Source organism: Brucella gallinifaecis, assembly GCF_006476605.1.
Taxonomy (GTDB): Bacteria; Pseudomonadota; Alphaproteobacteria; order Rhizobiales; family Rhizobiaceae; genus Brucella; species Brucella gallinifaecis.
The window spans coordinates 66,616-89,044 of the sequence record NZ_ML636812.1 but is presented as its reverse complement, the minus strand read 5'-3'; the positions used below and the strand labels follow the sequence as shown (position 1 = coordinate 89,044).

Genomic DNA, 22,429 nt, shown 5'->3' with positions numbered 1-22,429 from the left:
GAATCCTAATGTTGGAGGAATAGCAGATGCAGAGAATTACCATAACCATCGATGATGATCTTATGGAAGAGCTGGATGCTTTGATTGCTATGAAAGGCTACGCCAATCGTTCAGAAGCAGTGCGCGATCTTGTGCGCGCAAGCATAAAAGAAACGGCCATTGAATTTAATGCCATGAGCGAATGTGTAGGTGTGCTGAGCTATGTTTACCAGCATGATGCACGTGATCTGGCTAAAAAGCTGACCACCTCACATCACGAGCATCATGATATGTCTGTTGCATCTTTGCATGTGCATATGGATGAAGAACTTTGTCTTGAGGTTAGTCTTCTGCGTGGTGATGTAAAAGCCGTGAAAGATTTTGCAAATTCAATTATTTCGCAGCGTGCCGTTGTTTACGGCGATGTTTCGATTATTCCTCATCACGGGCATCATAGTCACCATAGTCGGAAATCATAAGAATATCATATTGAAATCATTGATTTAGATGGACGTGTTGGTTTAGTGTTCAACCGAAGCAGAATCTCGTTGTTTGATAGTGAGTGAATATGGATCTGACAGTCATCGTTTTCCTGCTTGTGTATCTTGCGATGGGCTGTGGAACTCTTCCTGGATTTAAAGTCGACCGTACCGGCGCTGCCCTTATTGGCGCTTTGGCGATGCTTGTTGCAGGCAGCATAACGGCTCAGGCTGCATGGAATGCGATTGATTACCGTACACTTGGTATGCTTTTTGGATTGATGGTTGTATCAGCCAGTTTTTCTGTGTCCGGTTTTTATGGATGGGCAGCAAAGCGTGTAGCGGAACTGCCATTATCCCCACCCTTGCTGGTTGGTGTGCTGGTTGGCGTCGGAGCATTGTTTTCTGCTTTTCTTACAAAAGATGTCGTGGCCGTCGCCATGACGCCCTTATTAGTGTCGGTCACTATGGCTAGAGGGCTGAATCCTGTTCCGTTTCTGTTGGCATTTTGTTTTGCAGTCAATACCGGGTCAACCGCAACATTGATTGGCAGTCCTCAGAATATGATAACTGCCCAGCAGCTGAATCTGTCCTTCAATGGTTTTTTGAGTGTTGCAGCTGTGCCGGCAATTGTGTCCTTGCCTATTGTCTGGGGTGTTATTGTTTTTGCCTATCGCAAGAAGTGGACATTGGCGCAAAAGGTAATGCCGGGCGATGATATGTCCCAAACCGTATCATTGGACATGCTTGAAACAGTCAAAACGGCGATTGTTGCACTGATTGTTATCGGTATGTTTATTTTAAGCGACGTGCCACGGGAACTGATTGCTCTGGCTGGTGCCGGTGTACTTCTTATCAGTCGAAAAATCTCGTCGAAAGATATGTTGCAGCATGTTGATGGCGATCTACTGCTTTTAATCATGGGGTTATTTATTGTTAATGCCGCCATTGCATCGACTGGTTTGCCGCAAAATTTGCTTAATCACTTTGGTGAAGCGGGAATTGATCTCAATGAGCCGATTTCACTGTTTTTCGTAGGTGGTGTTTTAAGTAATCTGGTCGGCAATAATCCCGCAGTGATGTTGCTTATTCCCTATCTCCATTCCGGTCCAGGATCTGATGCGCTGGGTGCAGCACTGGCATTAGGGACAGGTTTTTCAAGCAATATGATTATTTTTGGCAGCCTGGCAGGGATTATTGTTGTTGAGCAAGCCGCTGCAAGAGGAGTTAAAATATCCTTTGCAGAGTTCTCCAGGGTGGGTATTATTGTTATGGTTTTGTGTATGGCTATGGCCGCATCATGGATATATCTATTAACTAAGCTTTGAATTTAACCAAAATTTAAATAGATTAAGTAACGTCCTTATTTAAAGACTATGACAATTCATTGTTGTTGGTGTGTATATTTACTTGTTAAATATAAATTTAACTTTTAAATTAAATTACACTAAAATATATATTGATACCCACAAAATGTATTGATAGTATCGTATATGCTGGTTTTATTGTCAGGGGGGTAATGGTGATTCATATCTATGGCACAGCTCTCCTTTCTTTGCACGGAGGTTACGCATGCATTTTACGCCGCGAGAGATTGATAAGCTCATGATTCATACGCTGGCGATTGTCGCACAGCGCCGCAAGGATCAGGGTTTGAAGCTCAATCATCCTGAAACGGTATCTTTGATTGCTGCTGCAGCTCTTGAAGGTGCGCGTGCTGGCAAGACCCTTGAAGAGGTCATGGAGCTGGCGCGCAAGACTGTCACCAAAGATGATGTGATGGACGGGGTTGTTGAGATGATCCCTTATGTGCAGGTCGAAGCTGTTTTCACAGATGGCAGCCGTCTTGTCACCGTTCATGATCCAATTCAGTAATCCTATAGTGAGGCTTAGTTATGGCTGCAGATAAAGCGAAGACTCCTGTTGGAGGATTGGTTCTGGGTGATGGCGATATCGAGATCAATGCCGGTTATCCAACAACAACTTTAAAAGTGCGTAATACTGGCGATCGTCCGATTCAGGTTGGTTCACATTATCACTTTTTTGAAGTGAATTCCGATCTTGAATTTGATCGCGAACAGGCTTTTGGTAAGCGTTTAAATATCCCGGCAACAACTGCGCTGCGCTTTGAGCCTGGTGATGAAAAGCAGGTGGTTCTTGTCCCATATCAGGGCAAGCAGCGCGTTATTGGCTTTAATGGCTTGGTAAATGGCTGGGTTGGCGAAGAAAGCTACAATGAATCCCGCCCGCGTCTGACGGACGCAATGGAGCGCGTCGAGCGCTACGGCTTTAAAAACAAGTCGTAACCGCTTGCCCCAACATCAGCGAACAGGATACTGAAATGGCTAAAATCTCACGGCAACAATATTCGGATTTATATGGTCCGACCACTGGCGACAAAATCCGTCTGGGTGATACTGATCTTTATATTGAGATTGAAAAAGATCTCCGCGTTTATGGTGAAGAAGCCGTATATGGTGGTGGTAAGACGCTCCGCGACGGCATGGGCTATGATAATGAATTGACAAGCGCTGCTGGCGCACCTGATCTTGTTATTACCAATGTTACGATTGTTGATCCTATTCAGGGTGTCATCAAGGCAGACGTTGGTATTAAAAACGGGTTGATTTACGGGATTGGCAAGGCCGGCAATCCATCGATTATGTCTGGCGTTACTTTGCCGCTTGGACCTGGAACAGATGCAATTTCGGGCGAGCATCTCATTCTGACTGCGGGCGGGCTTGATGCGCACGTGCACTTCATTTCGCCGCAGCAGGCTGAAGCTGCACTCAGCAATGGTGTGACGACATTGTTTGGTGGCGGTGTTGGTCCAACGGACGGAACCAACGGCACGACCATTACGCCGGGCACCTGGAATATTGAAATGATGTTGCGCTCGTTTGATAGCTGGCCTGTCAATGCGGGTGTTCTTGGCAAGGGTAATTCCTCGTCAACTGTGACTATTGAAGAACAGCTTCGTGCTGGCGCCATGGGTCTCAAGATTCATGAAGACTGGGGCAGTACACCTGAAGCCATCCGCACTTCGCTGAGTGTTGCAGATGAATATGACGTGCAGGTCTGTATCCATACCGATACGCTAAATGAAGCCGGTTTCGTTGAAAATACGATTGCTGCTTTTGAAGGCCGCACCATTCATACTTATCACACAGAAGGTGCAGGCGGCGGACATGCGCCGGACATCATCCGTGTTGCAGGTCAGTCCAACGTCATTCCAAGCTCGACGAACCCGACGCTGCCATATGGTATCAATTCGCAGGCTGAATTGTTTGACATGACAATGATCTGTCACAATCTTAGCCCGAAGATTCCGACCGACGTTGCTTTTGCTGAAAGCCGTGTGCGTCCTGAAACGATTGCAGCTGAAAATGTGCTGCATGATATTGGTGCCATTTCCATTCTGTCGAGTGACAGTCAGGCAATGGGGCGTGTTGGTGAAAACTGGGCGCGTACCATTCAAACTGCACATCTGATGAAGACGCGCTTTGGTGCCTACGAGGGCGACAAGTCTGGAAACGATAACAAGCGCGTGCTGCGTTTTGTGTCCAAAGTGACCATTAACCCGGCGATTGCCCAGGGTGTTTCACATGTCGTTGGTTCCATTGAAGTTGGAAAGATGGCTGATCTTGTGCTCTGGGAGCCAGCATTTTTCGGTGCCAAGCCGAAAATGGTCATCAAGGGCGGCATGATTTCATGGGCGCTGATGGGTGATCCGAATGCATCGCTTCCAACACCGCAGCCAGTTATCTATCGTCCAATGTATGGTATGTATGGATCAGCACTGCCAAAAACGCGCGTTACCTTTACTTCGGCTGCTGGTTTTGAACATGGTATTGTCGATCAGTATGGACTGAAGTCTCAGGTTGTTCCAGTTTATGGAACGCGCTCCATCAGCAAGGGATCAATGGTTCGTAATAATGCGTTGCCAACCATTGAAGTTAACCCGGAAACCTTTGCGGTGACTGTGGATGGCAAGCACGCTACGGTTGAGCCTGCGACTACTGTTCCTCTGACACAGCTTCATTTCTTTAGCTGATGTGAAATGTTGTGGGGGGAGGAAGCTTCTCCCACTTTTTATACAGGTAGCGGCTGAAAGATGTCTTTTACAGCATGTTTCAGCCGTCGATATGAAGCCTTGAGCTTCGCGGAGGGAATATGATTCTCGTTGAGAAAACACTCGGTAATATTAAAGACTCCGTGTGGCATGATCGTTCACATCATGCGCAGGTTGATTATCTGGCGCTTGAACAGTGGGAAGCTCCCAAAAGCCGCCTGCGTAAAGCCAGCGAGGGTGGTGTCGAGCTTGCTATTTCGCTGCCTCGTTCCGAGCACCTGCAGGATGGTGATGTTCTTCATTATGATGAAGATGCCAAACTTATTGTTGTGGCACGCATCGCTCTCAAGGAAGTAATGGTCATTGAGCTTCAGGGTCTTGAAGATCTGGCCCCGCAGGAAATTCTGCGTATTTGTTTTGAACTTGGTCACGGTCTTGGCAATCAGCATTGGCCAGCAGTGATCAAGGGAACGACAGTTTATGTGCCGCTTTCTGTTGATCAGAAAGTAATGGCTTCTGTTATGCGCACTCATGCTTTTGACCGGGTAAAGACTTACTTTGCCGCTGGTGAAGAAATCGCATCAAAGCTGGATGCCAAAGAAGTGCGGATGCTTTTTGCTGGTGCAGATGCGACCCCGCATCACCATCATGATCTACACAAGCATTCCCATGGACATGAGCATGAACATCCTCATGAACATGGGCACAGCCACAGCCACAGCCATGAACACAGTCATACACATGAGCATGACCACGATCATACGCATGATCACAATCACGCGCACGATCATAGGTAAGTAATGTCAGGCACGAAGAGTAAGGAACCACATTCTTCTCAGAACATGGTTCTTCTGGCGAAATTGCTGCAATTTTCGGATTCAACCCTGCCGGTTGGCGCATTCGCATTTTCAAACGGGCTTGAATCTGCTCTGCAAACCGAGGTTGTGACAAACCCGGAAAGTCTGCATAAGTTTGTCGAGCTGGTTGTTCGGCAGGCGGCTCATATGGATGGCATTGCATTTCTTCATGCCCATAGGGCTATTCTGGCTGGTGATTATGAAAGCGTAATTGCTGCTGATCATGAAATCTGGAATCGTCGGGTTGGTGAAGAACAGCAGCTGATGCTCATTCGAATGGGTAAAAAATTTGCTGAACTTTCTCTCAAGATCAGTGATTTTCCTCCGCTTGAGCGTTGGTTGAAAGACATTAAATCCGGCGCGACACCAGGATGTTTTCCCATTGGTCAGGCTTTGGCGCTGGCGCATATGGGGGCTGATGAGCGACAGGCTTTTGTCGTTCATCAATATGGTGTTGCATCGATGATCCTCAGCGCGGCAGTGCGGCTGATGCGTATCGATCATCTGGATACACAGCGCATATTGTTTGCGTCTCAAGGCCGGGTTGAGAGCGATTATCAAGATATCAAGGGCCTTGCGCTTGATGAGATGTCAAGTTTTGCCCCGGTTTTCGATGTTCTGGTTGCGCATCATACAAAAACGCATGTCCGCCTATTTATGAACTGAATCAGCATGTTGCGGAAAAGTGGGAATCCTTTTCCGGTAACGTCATGGGTGAAAATAAAGAGATAGAGCGACCCTGTGAATACGATCTAATGCACAACGCTCTCATCTATTGAAACAGGAATAAACCATGAAGAAAATTACGCGAATTGGTATTGGTGGACCTGTCGGTTCAGGCAAGACGGCAGTTATTGAAACAATTACGCCACGTTTGATCGAAATGGGTATCAAGCCGCTGATCATCACCAATGATGTTGTGACGACGGAAGATGCGAAACAGGTTCGTCGCACGCTGAACGGAATATTGGTTGAAGAAAAAATCGTCGGTGTTGAAACCGGCGCTTGCCCGCATACGGCTGTGCGCGAAGATCCTTCCATGAACATCGCGGCCGTTGAAGAGCTGGAAGAAAAATACCCGGATAGCGACGTTATCCTGATTGAATCGGGTGGCGATAATCTTACGCTGACTTTCAGCCCTGCGCTTGCCGATTTTTATATCTACGTGATCGATGTTGCAGCTGGTGACAAGATTCCACGCAAGAATGGTGCTGGCGTCTGTCAGTCTGATATTCTTGTTATCAATAAAAAGGATCTCGCGCCCTATGTTGGTGCAAGTCTTGAAGTAATGGATCGCGATTCAAAACTGATGCGTGGCAAGAAGCCGTTTGTATTCACCAACTGCAAGACCGGTGAAGGTGTTGATGAGTTGATACAGCTCATTCTTGATATGGCGCTATTTGACGTCAAGCCCGTTCTGGCCACAAAAGCTGCTGGGTAAGATCATGAGTCTTCACGAGCGACTAAGCCGGCTTGATGCTGCCAGAGAGCTGAACTCGTATAAATCCGAGCCAGCACAAATGCGTGCTGCCGGTCCGGGGAAAATCGGCGAGTTGCGATTGGGATTCTCTGTCCGCAATGGTCGTTCTGTGCTGCATGATCTCTATCGTGTAGCACCGCTTCTGGTGCAGCAGGCGCTTTACTGGGACGAGGCGATGCCTGAATTGCCGATTTGCTCGATCATCTCGATTGGTGGCGGCATCTTGCAGGGCGACCGCTACAAGATCGATATTCATGTGGGTGAGGGTGCCTGTGCGCAGGTGACATCACAGGGTGCAAATCGTGTTCATCGGATGGACGCGAATTATGCTTCGCAATATCAGACAGTGACAGTGGAAGCGGGTGCATATCTCGAATATCTGCCTGACTTCACTATTCCTTACCGCGATTCCCGCTTTATCAACCATACCGACATTGTGATCGATGAAAGTGCGACGCTGATTTATGGCGAGATGATGATGACGGGACGCAAGCATCATCATGAAAGCGAGCGTTTCGGCTTTGATCTGTTATCGATGATGGTTTCAGTAAAACGCCCGGACGGAAAACGGATTTTCACAGATAAGGTTCTGATTGAAAAAGGAAATCCAACAATAGACTTTGCGGCAGTCATGCGGGGCTTTGATGCTTTTGCCAATATAGTCTGCATCACGCCACCAGATGTCGCGGCACGGATTAAAGAGCGTGTGCAGGTGAATTTTGGCACCGAAGCACCACGGGCCATATCGGGTGTATCCATGCTGCCTAATAATGCAGGGCTCATGTTACGTGCGGTTGGTATCGAGAGCTATGACGTGCGTGCTGAAGTGCGAAATTTCTGGAAGATAGTGAGAGAAGAAGCCCGCGGTCGCACTTTGCCGGAAGAATTTCTCTGGCGTTGAAGTGTCTCGCGTTCTTCTGGATGCGCATTGTGCGCTCTTGATTATTTTATCTACGTATCGATCCGATTGAGAGGGGATACTGAAATGGCAGAGAAGACGGATAATTTCCCGATGACCTGTTTGCGTGGTGCCGGTCAGGTTTTCTTCATGGAAAACGCTTTCACCGGTCTCATGTTTGTTGCGGCAATTGCCTATGCCTCCTATGCGACGGGTGTTTGGGCAACGACAATTGGTGCAATTCTTGGCCTTATTGTTGCAACATTGACAGCCCAGCTTCTGGACTGTGACAAGCCATCCATCAAGTCAGGTCTTTTTGGCTTCAATGGTATTCTTGTTGGCGTTGCCTTGCCAACTTTTATCGCAGCCACGCCACAGCTATGGTTCTATATTATTATAGGATCAGCAGTAAGTACGGTTATAACAGCTACATTTGGTGCCACACTCACGAAAAGCTGGGGTATTCCGGGTTCAACAGGCCCATTTGTGCTGACGGGCTGGCTCATGGTCGCCGGTGCCTATTCGTTTGGCGCACTGGATGTGACGGGTGATAGTCCGAAGCTTGTCTCTGATTATATTCAGGGCGCAGCAATAATTCCGGCAAATATCGAACTGGTGCAGATTTTCTTCCGCAACATTGCGCAGGTGTTCCTGCTTGGCAATGAAATCAGTGGTGCGCTGATCCTAATCGGCATTTTCATTGCTTCAAGACCGGCGGGTATTGCTGCAGCTCTCGGATCATTGATTGCCATGATAACAGCAATTGCCATGCGCGCTGATCCTGCAACAGTTGTTCAGGGATTGTATGGTTTCAGTTCTGTGCTTACGGCGATTGCAGTTGGCGTGATTTTCCTGAAAACTGATGGAAAGGTTATTGTCTACGCAGCGCTTGCGACAATCACGACCGTCTTTATTCAGGGTGCTTATGATGTGGTCATGGCGCCAATGGGGCTGCCGTCTTTCACTGCGCCTTATGTGCTGACTCTGTATCTCTTTATCGCGCCGAAGAAACTGTTTGCGCCGCATCCACATAAGCCGGTTGCCAAACATCTTGTCAGCGATAAATAATCTTGAAACAGGACCATTGGCTCTGAATTTCAGTTCTGAAGGAAAAGAACATGCAATCTATTAGTGCTGGTGATACAGCTTTTCTTCTAGTTTGTACGGCGCTTGTGTGCATGATGACGCCGGCTCTCGCACTCTTTTATGGCGGGCTTGTTCGCCAGCGTGACGTCTTGTCTATCATGATACAGAATTTTGTCTGTATGGGTGTCATCGGTTTGATCTGGGTTTTCGGGGGATTCAGTCTGGCCTTTGGTCCAACAGTTGGTGGCGTTATTGGTGACGTCACCACTTATTTTGGCATGTATCACGTCGGTGTTGAGCCAAACCCGGCCTATGCCCCCAATGTCCCTTTTATTCTGGTATTCGCATATCAGATGATGTTTGCGATTATCACGCCGGCACTTATGACAGGCGCATTTGTCGGGCGTTTCAAGTTTGGTGCTTATCTGTTCTTTATCGCCTTCTGGACAATCCTGGTTTATCTGCCAGCAGCGCATTGGGTGTGGGGCGGCGGCTTTCTTGCCAAGCTCGGCGTTGTCGACTTTGCAGGCGGGATTGTTATTCATGCTTCTGCTGGCTTCTCGGCACTTGCGGCAGCCAAATATCTTGGCAAGCGCAAGCTTGCTGAAGGACAGAAAGAGTCTCAGCCTGCAAGCCTTCCTCTCGTGGCCATTGGCGCCGGATTGCTCTGGTTTGGCTGGTTCGGTTTCAATGCTGGCGGTGCATATGCCGCCAATGCATTGGCGGCCTATGCTTTCACCAACACCATGCTGGCGGGATCGATTGCCATGCTTGTCTGGATGTTCTGGGAATGGAAAGAGTCGGGACGCCCTTCTTTCTCAGGCGTGCTTGTTGGTGCGGTAACGGGTCTTGCAACCATTACCCCTGCTGCGGGTTATGTTGAGCCAATGACAGCCCTGCTGATCGGCGCTATCGGCGCTTCGGTCTGCTTTAATGCAAAATATGTCCAGAAATGGCTTAAGATCGATGATACGCTGGAAGTCTGGCGTGCTCACGGTGTTGGCGGCATGACGGGTGCAATTTTGATTGGTGTGACCGCAAGTTCAAACATCAATGCTGTTTCGGCAAGCGCTTACCAGCTTGGTATTCAGGTTATGGCTGTGGTTATCGTTGCAGTATATGCCTGGATTATTACGATGATATTGCTGAAAATCCTGGATGCTTTTGGTCATCTGCGCGTGTCTGATGAAGTGCAACTCGAAGGTCTGGACGACAATCTCTATGGAGAAAATGCGTTCAGCCTGTGGGGCATGAAAAAATAGATCATCAGCAAAATGAACGCGAGAGCCCGCATCTGATTGTTGCGGGCTTTTCTTTTGTCTTCTCATGCACTTAAAGAAAAAATCTTTTATTTTAGCAATAATAGTTATTGCCTCACAAAAAGTGTTTAAGTATGATTATTGTATATAATTGTCATACTTTGAGGGTGGGATGAATTTCATATCGGTATCGATTGCAGCGATTGTTGCATGCACTTTTGTGACCTCGGCTTACGCCAAACCAAAAGATACCCTGGTTTTGGCTATTGGTGGCGAGCCGGATAATGGATTTGACCCACTTGCTGGTTGGGGAGGTTATGGCAATCCACTGTTTCAGTCTACATTGCTTCGCCGCGATGTTAATCTTGATACAGCACCCGATCTGGCGACGAATTGGACACTATCCGACGACCGCAAAATATGGACCATAAAGCTGCGCGATAATGTGCAGTTTTCTGATGGTTCTCCGCTTACGGCAGAAGATGTTGCGTTTACATTCAATAAAGCAAAGGAATCTGCCAATGCGATTGATTTGAGTGTGATGGAAAAAGCTGAGGCCGTTGATAAAAATACGGTGCGGATTTCCTTAAGCAAGCCATGGATTACCTTTGTTGAAGCATTCTATACGCTTGGTATTGTACCGGCAGCTTCTTATGGCCCTGATTATGGGCGCAAACCTGTGGGGTCCGGGCCTTATAGATTTGTAGCCTGGAATGAAGGCGAGCAGCTTATTGTTGAGCGTAATGATGCTTATTACGGCGACAAAGGACCATTTCAGAAAATCACTTTTCTCTTTACCGGTGAAGCACCGGGATTGGCCGCAGCAAATGCCGGTGCAGTCGATATGGTTGCAGTGCCCGCACAACTTGCCGATGCGGTTCCGAATGGCTTTCAAGCAGTGTCTGTTCAGACCGTTGATAATAGAGGTCTCAGCCTTCCATTCACCAAGCCGCATGAAATTAATGGCCGCAAAGTCGGAAATGCAGTGACGTCAGATCCTGCTATCCGCAAGGCGATCAATATGGGTATTGATCGCAAGCTGGTCGTGGATGTGGCTTTGCATGGCCATGGTACGCCGGCATTTGGCCCTGCTGACGGGCTGCCATGGGCAGGAAAGGCGGATAGTATCGAGTTTGACCTCGATGGTGCGAAGGCAGTTCTTGATGCGGCGGGCTGGGTGGCTGGCGATGACGGTATCCGGGCGAAAAATGGTGTAAGAGCTGTGTTTGCGATTAATTATCCGGCCAGTGATGCATCACGACAGGCGCTTGCAGAAACTTCGGCTGAGTTGTTACGTCCTCTTGGCATTGAAGCCACGCCACAGGGCGGAAGTTGGGATGCGATCGGGCGCGTTATGCATTCCGAGCCTGTCGTTTTTGGCTTTGGCAGCCACTCACCATACCAGCTATACAGCCTGTTTGCCGAAAAGCTTGGTGGCGTTGAATATATGAACCCCAGCTATTATGCCAATCCGAAGGTTGAGGAGCTGTTTGAGAAGGCACAGGGTGCAGGCAGCCTTGAAGACTCCATGCCATATTGGTCAGAAGCCGCTGATTATTATGGTTTGAAAGGTGATAATTCATGGGCCTGGCTCATTAATTTTGACCATGTTTACTTTGTGAACAAATGTCTTGATCTTGGAAAAACACAGATTGAGCCACACGGGCATGGTTGGCCAGTCACTGCAACAATTGCAAACTGGCGGTGGACCTGCGAGTGAGAGCGAGCATTGCTACTCTGATTTCAATACGCATTTTACGTCTTTGTGCGCTGGTTTTTTGCGTTGCCTTTGCAGTATTTTTGCTGATGAAGGCATCGCCTATTGATCCGGTGGATGCTTATCTTGGTCCGGCCATGGCCTATGTCGGGCCTGAACAGAAAATGCAGATTGCTGCAATCTGGGGGCTGGATCGCCCGGGCTATGAACAATTCTTGCGATGGGCAGGAAATATTCTAAACGGTGATCTTGGCTTTAGCATTACTTACAACAGTTCGGTTGCGGAAGTGATGAGCACCCGCATCGGTGCATCGCTCACGCTTACGGGCCTGGCCTGGCTGTTATCCGGGCTTCTTGGCTTTGCACTGGGCTTGCTTTCAGCAGCCTATGAGGGGCGATGGCCAGACCGTATCATTCGGCTTTATTGCTATGTGCTTGCTGCAACACCGACTTTCTGGCTGGCAATGCTGATGCTTGCCTTGTTTTCGGTAAAACTGGGCTGGACACCAATCTGTTGTGCGGGCCCGATAGGTGTTCCGTCAGGTGAGGTCACTTTTCTGGAACGGTTGCAGCACCTTATTCTTCCTTTGACGGCTTTGACACTTTTTGGTGTCGCACAGATTGCTTTGCATTCTCGTGCCAAGCTGATCGAGGTTCTGCAATCGGACTATATCACCTTTGCGCGCGCTCAGGGCGCAGGTCAGGGTGATATTATTCTGCGCCACGGCATACGTAATTCGGCTTTGCCTGCCTTGACTGTTTTGTTTGCTTCAATCGGCGAAATATTTGGTGGAGCCATTCTTGCAGAACAGGTCTTCGCATGGCCGGGGCTGGGGCGTGCTGCTGTTGAAGCCGGTATTCGTGGCGATGTGGCTTTACTTCTGGCCATTGCCATGTTGACCACGATTGTCGTCTCAACAGGCAATATGATCGCTGATATTCTCTATCGTATCGTTGACCCCCGGTTAAAGGGGGAAGCATGATGTCTTTCCCGCTTAATGGGCGTGTCCGAGCCGCAATCAGTGCCGTATTTGCATTGGCTGTCATCGCCGCAATTTCAATTGCTGCCTGGGCTTATGGCACGATAGGTATTCGTTCTGATTTTGCGATACGCAATCTGCCGCCATCATTTGCGCATTGGTTCGGAACCGATCAGATGGGCCGTGACATGCTGGCTCGTACATTGCATGGTCTGACACTGAGTTTAAGAGTTGGTATTCTTGCTGCCGGTTTTTCAGTGCTTATTGCGCTGGTGATTGTTCTTTTGTCCGGTTTTGGCAAAGCAGCAGATGCGATTGGAAGCTTTGTGATCGATGCCATGCTCGCCATGCCGCATCTGGTCCTGCTTATCCTGATCAGCTTTGCGCTGGGTGGTGGTACGAATGCAGTTATCATCGCGGTTGCAATTTCACACTGGCCGCGTTTTGCACGTATTTTGCGGGCGGAGCTTATTCAGGTTCGCGTCGCGCCCTGGGTGGAAGCGTCTCGCAGTTTCGGTAAATCCCGAAGCTTTATCCTTCTCAACCATATCCTGCCGCATCTGTTGCCACAGATGCTGGTCGGGTTTCTGCTGATGTTTCCGCATGCCATTCTTCATGAGGCGGGTCTCACATTTCTGGGTTTTGGTCTTGAGCCCTCGCGTCCCGCTATAGGAATTATGTTGTCGGAAGCCATGCAACATATCAGCGGTGGCCGTTGGTGGCTCGCTGTTTTTCCCGGTCTGGCACTGTTGATTATGGTGCTGTGTTTCGATCTGCTCGCCAATGCATTGCGTCGCCTTATCAGCCCAAAAGAGGCCCATATATGATGCTTGAAATCGACCGACTTTCCGTTTCATTCCAGCGCTACAATGGACTTTTTAGTCAGAATTTGATGACGCGATTATCTGATGTATCGTTGACGGTTGCCGCTGGTGAAATTGTTGCCCTGGTTGGGCATTCGGGAGCCGGGAAAAGCCTGCTGGCACACGCTATTCTGGGGCTGTTGCCAAATAATTCTGTGATGACAGGTGATGTTTTCTTTGAAGGAAACCTGCTTGATGAAAACAGATTTCGTCAGTTGCGGGGCCGCGATATTGCACTGTTACCCCAGCAAACCACATATCTTGATCCAACGGCCAATGTCGGTGATCTTGTGCGCTGGGCAGCAAAACGTGGTGGGAAGCCATCGATGATTGAACAGCGTTTGAATGGAGTTGGATTGGATAATACTGTCATTGAGCTTTATCCCCATCAACTCTCTGGCGGTATGGCACGGCGCGTATTGATGGCACAGGCAATGGCTGGCGGTGCAAAGCTGCTTATTGCCGATGAACCGACAGCCGGGCTGGACCCTGATAATCGCGATATTATTCTGGATCAATTGCGCAATCATGCTGATAAGGGCGGTGCAGCTCTTTTGATAACGCATGATCTGGTGTCTGTTCTGTCTTACGCAGACCGGATAGCTATTTTGCAAGACGGAAAGCTCTGCTGTGTTGCACCGACATCTGCTTTCAGCGGAAATGGTGAAGCCCTGACATCCCAATATGCGCAATCACTTTGGCGCGCTTTGCCTCAGAATGACTTTAATGCCTATGCTTGAAGCGAAAAATGTCAGTGCTGTTTTTGGCAAGCATGTTGTCTTTGAAAATGTTTCGCTCAAACTGAGCACTGGTAAGATCTATTGCATCACTGGTCCATCGGGTTGTGGTAAAACTACCCTGGGACGTATTCTGGGAGCGTTGCAGCGTCCGACGTCAGGTGAAGTCTGCTTTGATACACAAAGATCAGATTCACATAAGATATGGCCGGTACAATATCTGTATCAGTCGCCACTGACCGCCATGAACCCGCGTTGGAAGATCAAAAAGATTATCGAAGAGCCGGGACCGGTCGATACAAACTTAGCTCATTTGCTTGGCATCGAAAGCGACTGGGATGATCGTTATCCGCATGAGCTATCGGGTGGACAATTGCAGCGCGTTTCAATCCTGCGTGCGCTTGGTGCGAAGCCTTCTTTTCTGATCGCTGATGAGATTACTTCGGCACTTGATCCGGTTGCTCAATCGCAGATATGGCATCTGTTGCTGGCGCTTATTGACAAGTACAAACTGGGTGTTGTTGCGATCAGCCATGATGAAAGTCTGCTTTCCAGAATTTCTCATGCAAGCAATCATTTCAGGCTGGGTGCATAGTCTGAAAATAGCACTGCAAATATTAGAGCGCCGATCTGATCCAATCAGATCGGCGCTCTAATATTCTTATTCTTGTGACAATCAGAGTGGCAGTCTTTGACGTACCAATGTCGTCCAATATGAGCAGCCCCATACAATGACATCGTCGTTGAAGTCATATTTGGGATGATGAAGATTGGCACTTGGACCATTACCGATATTGATCATCGCGCCGGGTACTTCATTGAGCATGAAGGCAAAGTCTTCACCGCCAAGCGTTGCCGGCATATCGCGGGTTACACGCTCAGCGCCTGAAACCGCTTCTGCTGCAAGGGCAGCCAGTTCTGTTTCGTGCTCGTGATTGACCGTTACCGGATAGTTGCGCTGATAATCGATCGTTGCCTTTGCTCCAAAAGCATCACCAATACCCTGCACGGCGCGGGACAGTTTTTCTTCGATATGGTTTCGGACTTCTTCGCGCAATGTGCGCACTGTTCCGCTCAGCTTGATTGACTGTGGGATGACATTGAAAGCATCACCACCATGAATAGTGGTAATCGAGATCACGGCAGAATCGAGTGGGTCAATGGTGCGTGAGGTTAATGTCTGGATTGCCTGAATGAGCGCTGCCGTAACCGGAATTGGATCGACTGTATGATGGGGCGAAGCTGCATGGCCGCCAACGCCGTCGATTGTAATATCCAGCACATCGACCGACCCCATGATCGGGCCTGAATTGATCGTGAAGTTGCCAACTTCAAGATTTGGACGATTGTGCATTCCGTAAACTTCGTTGACCGGCCAGCGCTTGAAAAGACCGTCGTCTATCATCGCCTTCGCACCGGCACCGCCTTCTTCCGCAGGCTGGAAAATAACGATGACTGTGCCGTCAAAGGCCCGGCTCTTTGCCAGTTCACGGGCAGCACCCAGCAGCATGGTCGTATGACCATCATGACCGCAGGCATGCATTTTCCCGGGCACTTTAGAGGCCCATTTAGCCCCTGTTTCTTCAAGGATAGGCAACGCATCCATATCGGCACGCAGTGCAATTGCACGGCCTGATTTGTTGGTCTGTCCGCGAATGACACCGACAACACCTGTGCGGCCAATACCGGTTACGACCTCGTCAAGACCGGCAGCACGCAAGGCGTCCGCCACTTTTTCCGCCGTGCGATTGACATCATAGAGCAGTTCCGGGTTTTCATGCAGATCACGGCGGAAGGCGATGAGTTCGTCAAGCTGGTTCGCAGTCCAGTTTTCAACCGGCATTTCAGGCTCCTTGTTCTTTTGTCTCAAGGCTGTAGCGGAAATCGCAATGGCTTGCGCCCTTCATGATGGTCTGGGTGCGCTCAAGTTTCATTTCCGGGTTATAGCCGATGCAGAAATCGCCGTCGCGATTGCAGGATAGCAGGTGGCCAATATGCCCCAACCCCATCTCGCGATACATTTCCGAATAACGGCAACGTTTTACATTAAAATTGAAATGATTTTTATCCTGCGACAGCACTTCGATTTCGAGAGCGTCATCTTTGGTCCAGAGCGGCAGAATATCGGCAAAGTCCTGCAAATCTGGCGTGCGGCCAAGCTCTTGAGCAAAATTTCGCCCCTGATCAATCGCAGAGCGCGTTACGGCTTCGCCGATTGCTGCCTGAGCTTCTTCTTCGCCTGACCGCTCACGAAGGACCTCATAGACATTTTTGAGAACGAGTGCCTCAATGCGGCGTCGTTCGAGAATTGGCAATTGATTCATGGATCTACCTTTCACATGAATGTTCGACAGTCTGGCTTATACGTTCGGTTCTGTAAGATATTTACGCTGCAGCCATTATAGCCGCGCATGACATGAGTTATTTCGGGCTGTCCAGGCGGGGTGGTGTCCAGTCTTTGCCGGGAATGGAAGCCAGCAGATGTCGGGTATATTCATGTTGCGGATTGGCAAAGACCTCTGTCGTTAGTCCTGTTTCGGCGATTTCGCCTTTCGACATGACGATGATGCGATCACAAAGCTGGGCTGCGACACGCAAATCATGCGTTACAAAGAGAAGCGAAAGATTGAGCCGTTCGCGCAGATCGGCCAGCAGACGCAAAACCTGTGCCTGCACTGAAACATCAAGAGCAGAGACAGGTTCGTCGGCTACGATAATACGTGGCTCAAGTGCGAGAGCGCGCGCAATGCCGATACGTTGACGCTGCCCACCGGAAAATTCATGCGGGAACCGGTCGGCTGCGGCTGGTGAAAGCTCGACCAGCTCAAGCAATTCACGCGCTTTTTCATGCGCTTGCTTTTTCGGTACGCCATGAACAATCGGGCCTTGCGCAATAAGGTCGACAACGCGGCGGCGCGGGTTAAGGGAAGCCATCGGATCCTGAAAGACCATCTGAATATCTTTGCGCATGTTGCGTACTTCACGCGCAGTTGCGCTTAAAAAGTCACGGCCATTCACATCGACGCGCCCGCTATCGGCTTCCAGAAGGCGCGTGACAATGCGCGAAACCGTTGTCTTGCCCGACCCGCTTTCGCCAACAACACCAAGGGTTTCCTCTTGTCGCAGTATAAAAGACAGGTCTTTGACTGCCGGAACAGCCCTGCGTTTACCACTGAAAAACCCGCCTTGCGCCTTGAATGTCTTATAAAGATTTTCGGCCTTGAGAATGACTGGCTGGCTTTCGACTGATGTCTTGACAGCCGGTGGTGTCAATGCCGGAACGGACGCAATAAGCGCCTTTGTATAAGGATGTTGCGGGTGGTTGAGAACTTCCCCGGCTGGGCCTTCTTCTACCAGTTCTCCAAGCCGCAAGACCGCTACACGATCAGCAATTTCCGCGACCACGCCAAAATCATGGGTAATGAATAAAATACCCGTATTGTGCTCACGTTGCAGATCACGGATCAGCTTGAGGATTTGTGCCTGAGTTGTGACATCAAGTGCAGTTGTCGGTTCATCGGCAATGATAAGACGCGGTTTCAAAATCAGGGCCATGGCGATCATGACGCGCTGGCGCTGGCCACCTGATATCTGATGCGGATAGGCGTTATATGCTGATTCAGGATCAGGGATTTTAACTTCATCAAGCATATCAAGCACCGCCGCGCGGCGCTCTTTGCGGTTGAGGCTGGTATGCAGGCGCAAGACTTCATCAATCTGCCAGCCAACTGTCTTTTGCGGGTTAAGCGCAGTCATAGGTTCCTGAAAGATCATGCCAATGCGGTTGCCGCGCAGCTTTTTCATCTCGGTTTCGTTGAGTGAAAAAAGGTCGGTGCCTTCAAGCCTGATGCTGCCATTGGTGACACGCACATGCGGTTCGGGCAGCAGACGCATGATAGCGCCAGCTGAAAGGGATTTCCCGGAACCACTTTCTCCAACCAGACAAACGATTTCACCTGGCTTGATGCTCAGTGTCAGGTCTTGCAGTGCAAAAGGACGGTCAGCCCCTTTTGGTAGCGCAATTTGCAGGTTCTGGATTTCGAGAACGGGAGCCGTAGTCATTTCTTTTTCTGCCTTGGATTAAGTGCGTCATTCAGACCTTCACCAAGCAGGCTGAAGGAAAGCACGGTGAGCAGAATTGCAATGCCGGGAATGACTGAGCAGAACCAGTCGGTACGCAGAACCGCGCGACCTTGACCAATCATATTGCCCCAGCTTGCATAATTGGGATCACCAAGGCTGAGGAAGGCGAGGGCGCTTTCCATCAGAATTGCCGTTGCCATGACAACCGAGGCAAAGACAATCACAGGAGGCAGAGCATTTGGCAGAATTTCACGGAAGATGATTGAAAGATTGCCGACGCCAAGATTACGTGCTGCATCGACAAATTCGCGTTTGCGCAGGGCAAGAAACTCGGCACGGACCATACGCGCGGGCGCCGTCCATGAGACAATACCGATGCAGATGATGATATTTTCAATGGATGAGCCAAAGATTGCAACCAGTGCCAGCAGCAACACAAAACTTGGAATTGTCTGAAAAGCTTCTGTGACACGCATCAAGCTGTCATCAACCCAGCCGCCATAATATCCAGCCAGTGCGCCAATGATAATTCCGATGGCTATCGATATCATGGTTGCGACCACACCAATCAGCAGCGAAATACGCGCACCATGGACTATGCCAGCCATAATATCGCGCCCGAGCTGATCGGTGCCAAGCGGTGTTGCAGCATTAACGAAAGGCCATGTCAGAGGGTTTCCGGCACGGCGCAGTGGATCGCCCGGGGCAATAATATCCGCAAAGACTGCAATCACTACGACGATAATAAACAGAATAAGCCCCAATACAGCAGCGCGGTTACGGCTGAAACGTTGCCACAGGATGCGTGCGCGGGAAGCCTGAGGGCGAGGAAGGGAAAGGTCCTGAGATGTCATGACAGTTCGATCCTGGAATCAAGTCGCGCATAGATGAGATCGGTGATGAAGTTTACGATGACCACCAATATCGAGCACAAAAAGATAATACCCATCAAAGTGTTGAGATCGCGCTTGATGACCGATGTATAGGCGAGCTGGCCAAGGCCGGGCAGTGAGAAGATTGTTTCAATCACCACCGAGCCTCCAAGAACGGTTGAGAACTGAAGCCCCAGGAGCGTCACAACCGGAAGGAAAGCATTGCGCATGATATGATGGAACATGAGCCGTGCGCCGCTTGCGCCTTTTGCACGGGCCGTACGCACATAATCCAGATCTTCAACTTCCAGAACGCTTGTCCGCATCAGGCGCATATAGAAGGCGAGATAGATCAGGGAGAGTGCGGTGGTTGGCATCACCAGATGCACGGCAATGTCCCAGACATTTTTCCAGCCTGAGTAAAAGCCGCCAATGGTTTTATAACCGCCTACCGGCAGCCAGCCAAGTTTGACAGAAAAGACAAACATCAGAATGAGGCTGAGGAAAAAACTCGGCATCGCATAGCAAATCAGCCCGAGTGTCGAGATCGCATTATCGGTCAGGGAGTAAGCACGACGCGCCGCAAAAGCGCCAAGTGCAATGCCGAAAACAAAAGCCACAGTGAGCGAGGACAACATAAGCAATAATGTTGGTACAAGCCGGTTTTTCAGAACATCAAATACAGGCTGTTCATAGACATAAGACCAGCCAAAATCGAACTGGGCGAGCTTTGTCATATAAAGCCAAAGCTGAACCCATATCGGTTGATCAAGCCCATATTCGGTCCGCAGATTTGCAACAAATTGCGGATCGGCTCCACCCATGTCGCCAACGAGGGCGTCCACGGTATCACCGGGCGCAAACTTGATAAGAAGAAACGAGCCGACCATTATAAGAAGAATGACCGGTATTGCCTGTAAGATGCGACGAAGCGCAAAACTCAGGATCGGGGGCAGGGACATTGCGGGCTATCCTGCAAAGGCTTTTGAAGCATTTTTCTTGAGAAGGACATAGACTGTTGCCGGGGTTTCCGGCAACAGTCTGCGTGTGATTATTGATCGATCCAGAGATCGTACCAGCTTGAAGAATCCCAACGCGGTGTATTGTGATGGTTCTTCAATATCTTGTTGGTTACGCCGACAAACGGATGCTCGATTGCGAAGATAACCGGCAGATCCTGCATTTCAAGCTTCTGAATCTGGTGATAGAGTTCAGCACGCTTTGCCGGATCCAGTTCAGATGCGGCCTGATCGATCAGCTTGTCCATCTCGTCTGACTTGTAATCGAACTGGTTTGACCAGGCTGTGCCAACCGGTGCACCTGAGCGTAACCAAACTGTTGTAGAAACCGCCGGGTCAGAACGGAACTGATGCCAGCCGCTCGCTGTGTCGAAATCATGGTCACGATAAACGCCATTGAGAAACCCCGGAGCGTCATTGGTGAGGATTTCGACATCGATGCCGACTTCCTTCATGGCTTGCGCATAATATTCTGCCCAGAGTTGCGTATATTCGCCCCATGGAGCAGGACGGTGACGCAGTTTGAAGCGGATGCCATCTGGACCAGCTGGATAACCGGCTTCATCGAGCAACTGCTTGGCTTTTTCCACATCATAAGGGTAGGTCTGGACATCATCCGTGTAGTTGATGCCCCCCGAACTTGGGATAGGACCACGGCCCGGCTTTGCATAGCCACGCATGATGTTCTTGATTGCGAAATCAATATCCAGCGCGTGATAGATGGCCTGACGCACTTTCAGATTGGCAAGGATGGGGTTGCGCAGATTGAATTCAACGGTTGAATGCGCGACGTTGTTTTCAAAACCCTTTGTGCCGGTATCAAAGCGACCATCTTTTTGCAGACGCTCGGTATCCGACATGGAAATGCCGTTGAAAGCAGTTTCCATCACTTCACCCGATTCAAGGGCTGCAGCGGCAGCAGCCTTGTCCGGCATAAAGCGCCAGATCACGCGGTCGAGATAAGGATATTCCTTGCCGCGCCAGTAATCATCATTGCGCTCGGCAATAATATGCTGGCCGCGCTCATATTCAACAAACTTGAATGGTCCGGTGCCAACAGGTGCCGAATTATACTTGTTCTTGAGAATATCGGTGCCTTCATAAAGATGCTTTGGCACTGGATGACCAAGATCCGGCATTGCTGCAACCAGAAGCTCCAGCGGCATTGGCTTGGAATAGTTGAAAACTGCCGTATGCGGGTCTGTGCAATCAACGGATTCCAGATTTGCCTGAAGTGTCGTTGAATAGTTGAGCAACTTCTTCCACAGGTTCATTGCGCTGAATGCGACGTCATCACAGGTAAATGGCTTGCCATCATGCCAGCGCACATTTTCGCGCAGCTTGAATGTGATCGCCTTGCCATCTTCCGACGATGTCCAGCTTGTTGCCAAGACTGGCACATAGCCTTCATAAGTACGGTCGATCAATGGCTCCATGATGCGGCCAGTAATCTGGTAAACGCCCGTGGATGCACGCAATGCAGGATTGAGAACACCTTGTTCGGTGTTCATATGTACGATGACCGAGCCGCCACGTTTCACTTCTTCGGCGTGGGAGGACGCCGTTGCGAGCGAAAAAGCGGCAAGAAACAAGCCAAGGCCGGCTTTTCTAATATGCATATTCTGTTCCCCTGAAGGACGTTGAGGGAGGGCTTTAAAGCCTCTTTTTCCCGCAATGGCCGATATTGTTCAAGCCCTTGAAATCGTTCAAAAAGCCGTCTTGAAGTTCAAATGTATCACGCAAGCACTGATATGCTATAATTTGCTGCTATATTGTCAAGATAAACTAATATCTATAATTATTTTGGTAAATTATACCGGATAGCGGGTGTTAATAAGTTTCATTTTTTGTATTTGAATGGGATGAAATTGCTAGACAGGAGTGTTCTGGGCATTATTTTTGAAAAATACTTCTGGTTTTTTCAAAAAAATGAAGAGAAGAAGTCCCTCTTCCATGACAATTTTACCTTTGTTAGCTTGAACTTGTAAAATCTCCATGCACTATCTCTCGCCGGGCAATCAGTCCTTACAAGGGACCTTCAATTGCTG

The 22,429-nt window shown here is 49.3% G+C and carries 22 protein-coding genes; 16 read left to right on the top strand and 6 right to left on the bottom strand.

The annotated features are described in order from the left end of the window. Nucleotides 1-26: 26 nt before the first annotated feature. The 16 genes from nikR to FHY56_RS15320 all read left to right on the top strand — a co-directional run bounded on the left by nikR (nt 27) and on the right by FHY56_RS15320 (nt 15,002). Entirely contained in the window at nt 27-458 is a 432-nt protein-coding gene (nikR, locus tag FHY56_RS15395; RefSeq protein ID WP_140906036.1) for a nickel-responsive transcriptional regulator NikR, read from the top strand. A gap of 89 nt (nt 459-547) precedes the next feature. Next, nucleotides 548-1,786, top strand: coding sequence for an ArsB/NhaD family transporter (locus FHY56_RS15390; RefSeq protein WP_140906044.1), 1,239 nt, complete (start codon nt 548-550; stop codon nt 1,784-1,786). 244 nt (nt 1,787-2,030) lie between these two features. Continuing rightward, a complete protein-coding gene (locus FHY56_RS15385; RefSeq protein WP_140906035.1) occupies nt 2,031-2,333 on the top strand; it encodes an urease subunit gamma in 303 nt (100 codons plus the stop codon). A 20-nt stretch (nt 2,334-2,353) separates the two neighbouring features. Further along, nucleotides 2,354-2,764 carry an urease subunit beta gene (locus FHY56_RS15380; protein ID WP_140906034.1) on the top strand — a complete coding sequence of 137 codons (411 nt, stop codon included), beginning with the start codon at nt 2,354-2,356 and terminating at the stop codon, nt 2,762-2,764. A 35-nt stretch (nt 2,765-2,799) separates the two neighbouring features. Beyond that, the gene (locus FHY56_RS15375; protein ID WP_140906033.1) at nt 2,800-4,512 is read left to right on the top strand and encodes an urease subunit alpha; all 1,713 of its coding nucleotides are present in this window, start codon (nt 2,800-2,802) and stop codon (nt 4,510-4,512) included. A 119-nt stretch (nt 4,513-4,631) separates the two neighbouring features. After that, on the top strand, nt 4,632-5,327 hold the full coding sequence (gene ureE / locus FHY56_RS15370; RefSeq protein WP_140906032.1) for an urease accessory protein UreE: 696 nt from the start codon (nt 4,632-4,634) through the stop codon (nt 5,325-5,327). Between the two features lie 3 nt (nt 5,328-5,330). Then, nucleotides 5,331-6,053, top strand: coding sequence for an urease accessory protein UreF (locus tag FHY56_RS15365; protein WP_235889515.1), 723 nt, complete (start codon nt 5,331-5,333; stop codon nt 6,051-6,053). 127 nt (nt 6,054-6,180) lie between these two features. After that, entirely contained in the window at nt 6,181-6,828 is a 648-nt protein-coding gene (gene ureG, locus FHY56_RS15360) for an urease accessory protein UreG (RefSeq protein WP_140906031.1), read from the top strand. Nucleotides 6,829-6,832: 4 nt separating this feature from the next. Beyond that, nucleotides 6,833-7,768 carry an urease accessory protein UreD gene (locus FHY56_RS15355; protein WP_140906030.1) on the top strand — a complete coding sequence of 312 codons (936 nt, stop codon included), beginning with the start codon at nt 6,833-6,835 and terminating at the stop codon, nt 7,766-7,768. Nucleotides 7,769-7,852: 84 nt separating this feature from the next. Next, the gene (yut, locus tag FHY56_RS15350; RefSeq protein ID WP_140906029.1) at nt 7,853-8,833 is read left to right on the top strand and encodes an urea transporter; all 981 of its coding nucleotides are present in this window, start codon (nt 7,853-7,855) and stop codon (nt 8,831-8,833) included. 50 nt (nt 8,834-8,883) lie between these two features. Next, on the top strand, nt 8,884-10,113 hold the full coding sequence (locus tag FHY56_RS15345; RefSeq protein WP_140906028.1) for an ammonium transporter: 1,230 nt from the start codon (nt 8,884-8,886) through the stop codon (nt 10,111-10,113). A gap of 169 nt (nt 10,114-10,282) precedes the next feature. Then, a complete protein-coding gene (locus tag FHY56_RS15340; protein WP_140906027.1) occupies nt 10,283-11,830 on the top strand; it encodes an ABC transporter substrate-binding protein in 1,548 nt (515 codons plus the stop codon). An 86-nt stretch (nt 11,831-11,916) separates the two neighbouring features. After that, nucleotides 11,917-12,810, top strand: coding sequence for an ABC transporter permease (locus FHY56_RS15335; protein WP_168927615.1), 894 nt, complete (start codon nt 11,917-11,919; stop codon nt 12,808-12,810). Next, the gene (locus FHY56_RS15330; protein WP_210240062.1) at nt 12,807-13,634 is read left to right on the top strand and encodes an ABC transporter permease; all 828 of its coding nucleotides are present in this window, start codon (nt 12,807-12,809) and stop codon (nt 13,632-13,634) included. Before FHY56_RS15335 ends, FHY56_RS15330 begins: the two co-directional genes overlap by 4 nt. Beyond that, complete coding sequence (locus FHY56_RS15325) at nt 13,631-14,410, top strand: ATP-binding cassette domain-containing protein (RefSeq protein ID WP_140906026.1); 780 nt, start codon at nt 13,631-13,633, stop codon at nt 14,408-14,410. Before FHY56_RS15330 ends, FHY56_RS15325 begins: the two co-directional genes overlap by 4 nt. After that, a complete protein-coding gene (locus tag FHY56_RS15320; protein ID WP_158447774.1) occupies nt 14,397-15,002 on the top strand; it encodes an ABC transporter ATP-binding protein in 606 nt (201 codons plus the stop codon). Before FHY56_RS15325 ends, FHY56_RS15320 begins: the two co-directional genes overlap by 14 nt. Before the next feature lie 81 nt (nt 15,003-15,083). On the opposite strand, the gene FHY56_RS15315 is transcribed toward FHY56_RS15320, so the two are convergent. The 6 genes from FHY56_RS15315 to FHY56_RS15290 all read right to left on the bottom strand — a co-directional run bounded on the left by FHY56_RS15315 (nt 15,084) and on the right by FHY56_RS15290 (nt 22,000). Further along, nucleotides 15,084-16,250 (bottom strand): M20 aminoacylase family protein, encoded by a 1,167-nt coding sequence (locus tag FHY56_RS15315; RefSeq protein WP_140906024.1) that lies wholly within the window; start codon nt 16,248-16,250, stop codon nt 15,084-15,086. A 1-nt stretch (nt 16,251) separates the two neighbouring features. Continuing rightward, complete coding sequence (locus FHY56_RS15310; protein WP_140906023.1) at nt 16,252-16,731, bottom strand: L-2-amino-thiazoline-4-carboxylic acid hydrolase; 480 nt, start codon at nt 16,729-16,731, stop codon at nt 16,252-16,254. Between the two features lie 97 nt (nt 16,732-16,828). Further along, nucleotides 16,829-18,469, bottom strand: a complete 1,641-nt coding sequence (locus FHY56_RS15305; RefSeq protein WP_140906022.1) for an ABC transporter ATP-binding protein — start codon at nt 18,467-18,469, stop codon at nt 16,829-16,831. Then, nucleotides 18,466-19,344 (bottom strand): ABC transporter permease, encoded by an 879-nt coding sequence (locus tag FHY56_RS15300; protein WP_140906021.1) that lies wholly within the window; start codon nt 19,342-19,344, stop codon nt 18,466-18,468. The genes FHY56_RS15305 and FHY56_RS15300 overlap by 4 nt, the downstream gene beginning before the upstream one ends. Further along, nucleotides 19,341-20,324, bottom strand: a complete 984-nt coding sequence (locus FHY56_RS15295; protein ID WP_140906020.1) for an ABC transporter permease — start codon at nt 20,322-20,324, stop codon at nt 19,341-19,343. Before FHY56_RS15295 ends, FHY56_RS15300 begins: the two co-directional genes overlap by 4 nt. Nucleotides 20,325-20,413: 89 nt before the next feature. Beyond that, nucleotides 20,414-22,000 carry an ABC transporter substrate-binding protein gene (locus tag FHY56_RS15290; RefSeq protein WP_140906019.1) on the bottom strand — a complete coding sequence of 529 codons (1,587 nt, stop codon included), beginning with the start codon at nt 21,998-22,000 and terminating at the stop codon, nt 20,414-20,416. Nucleotides 22,001-22,429: the final 429 nt, after the last annotated feature.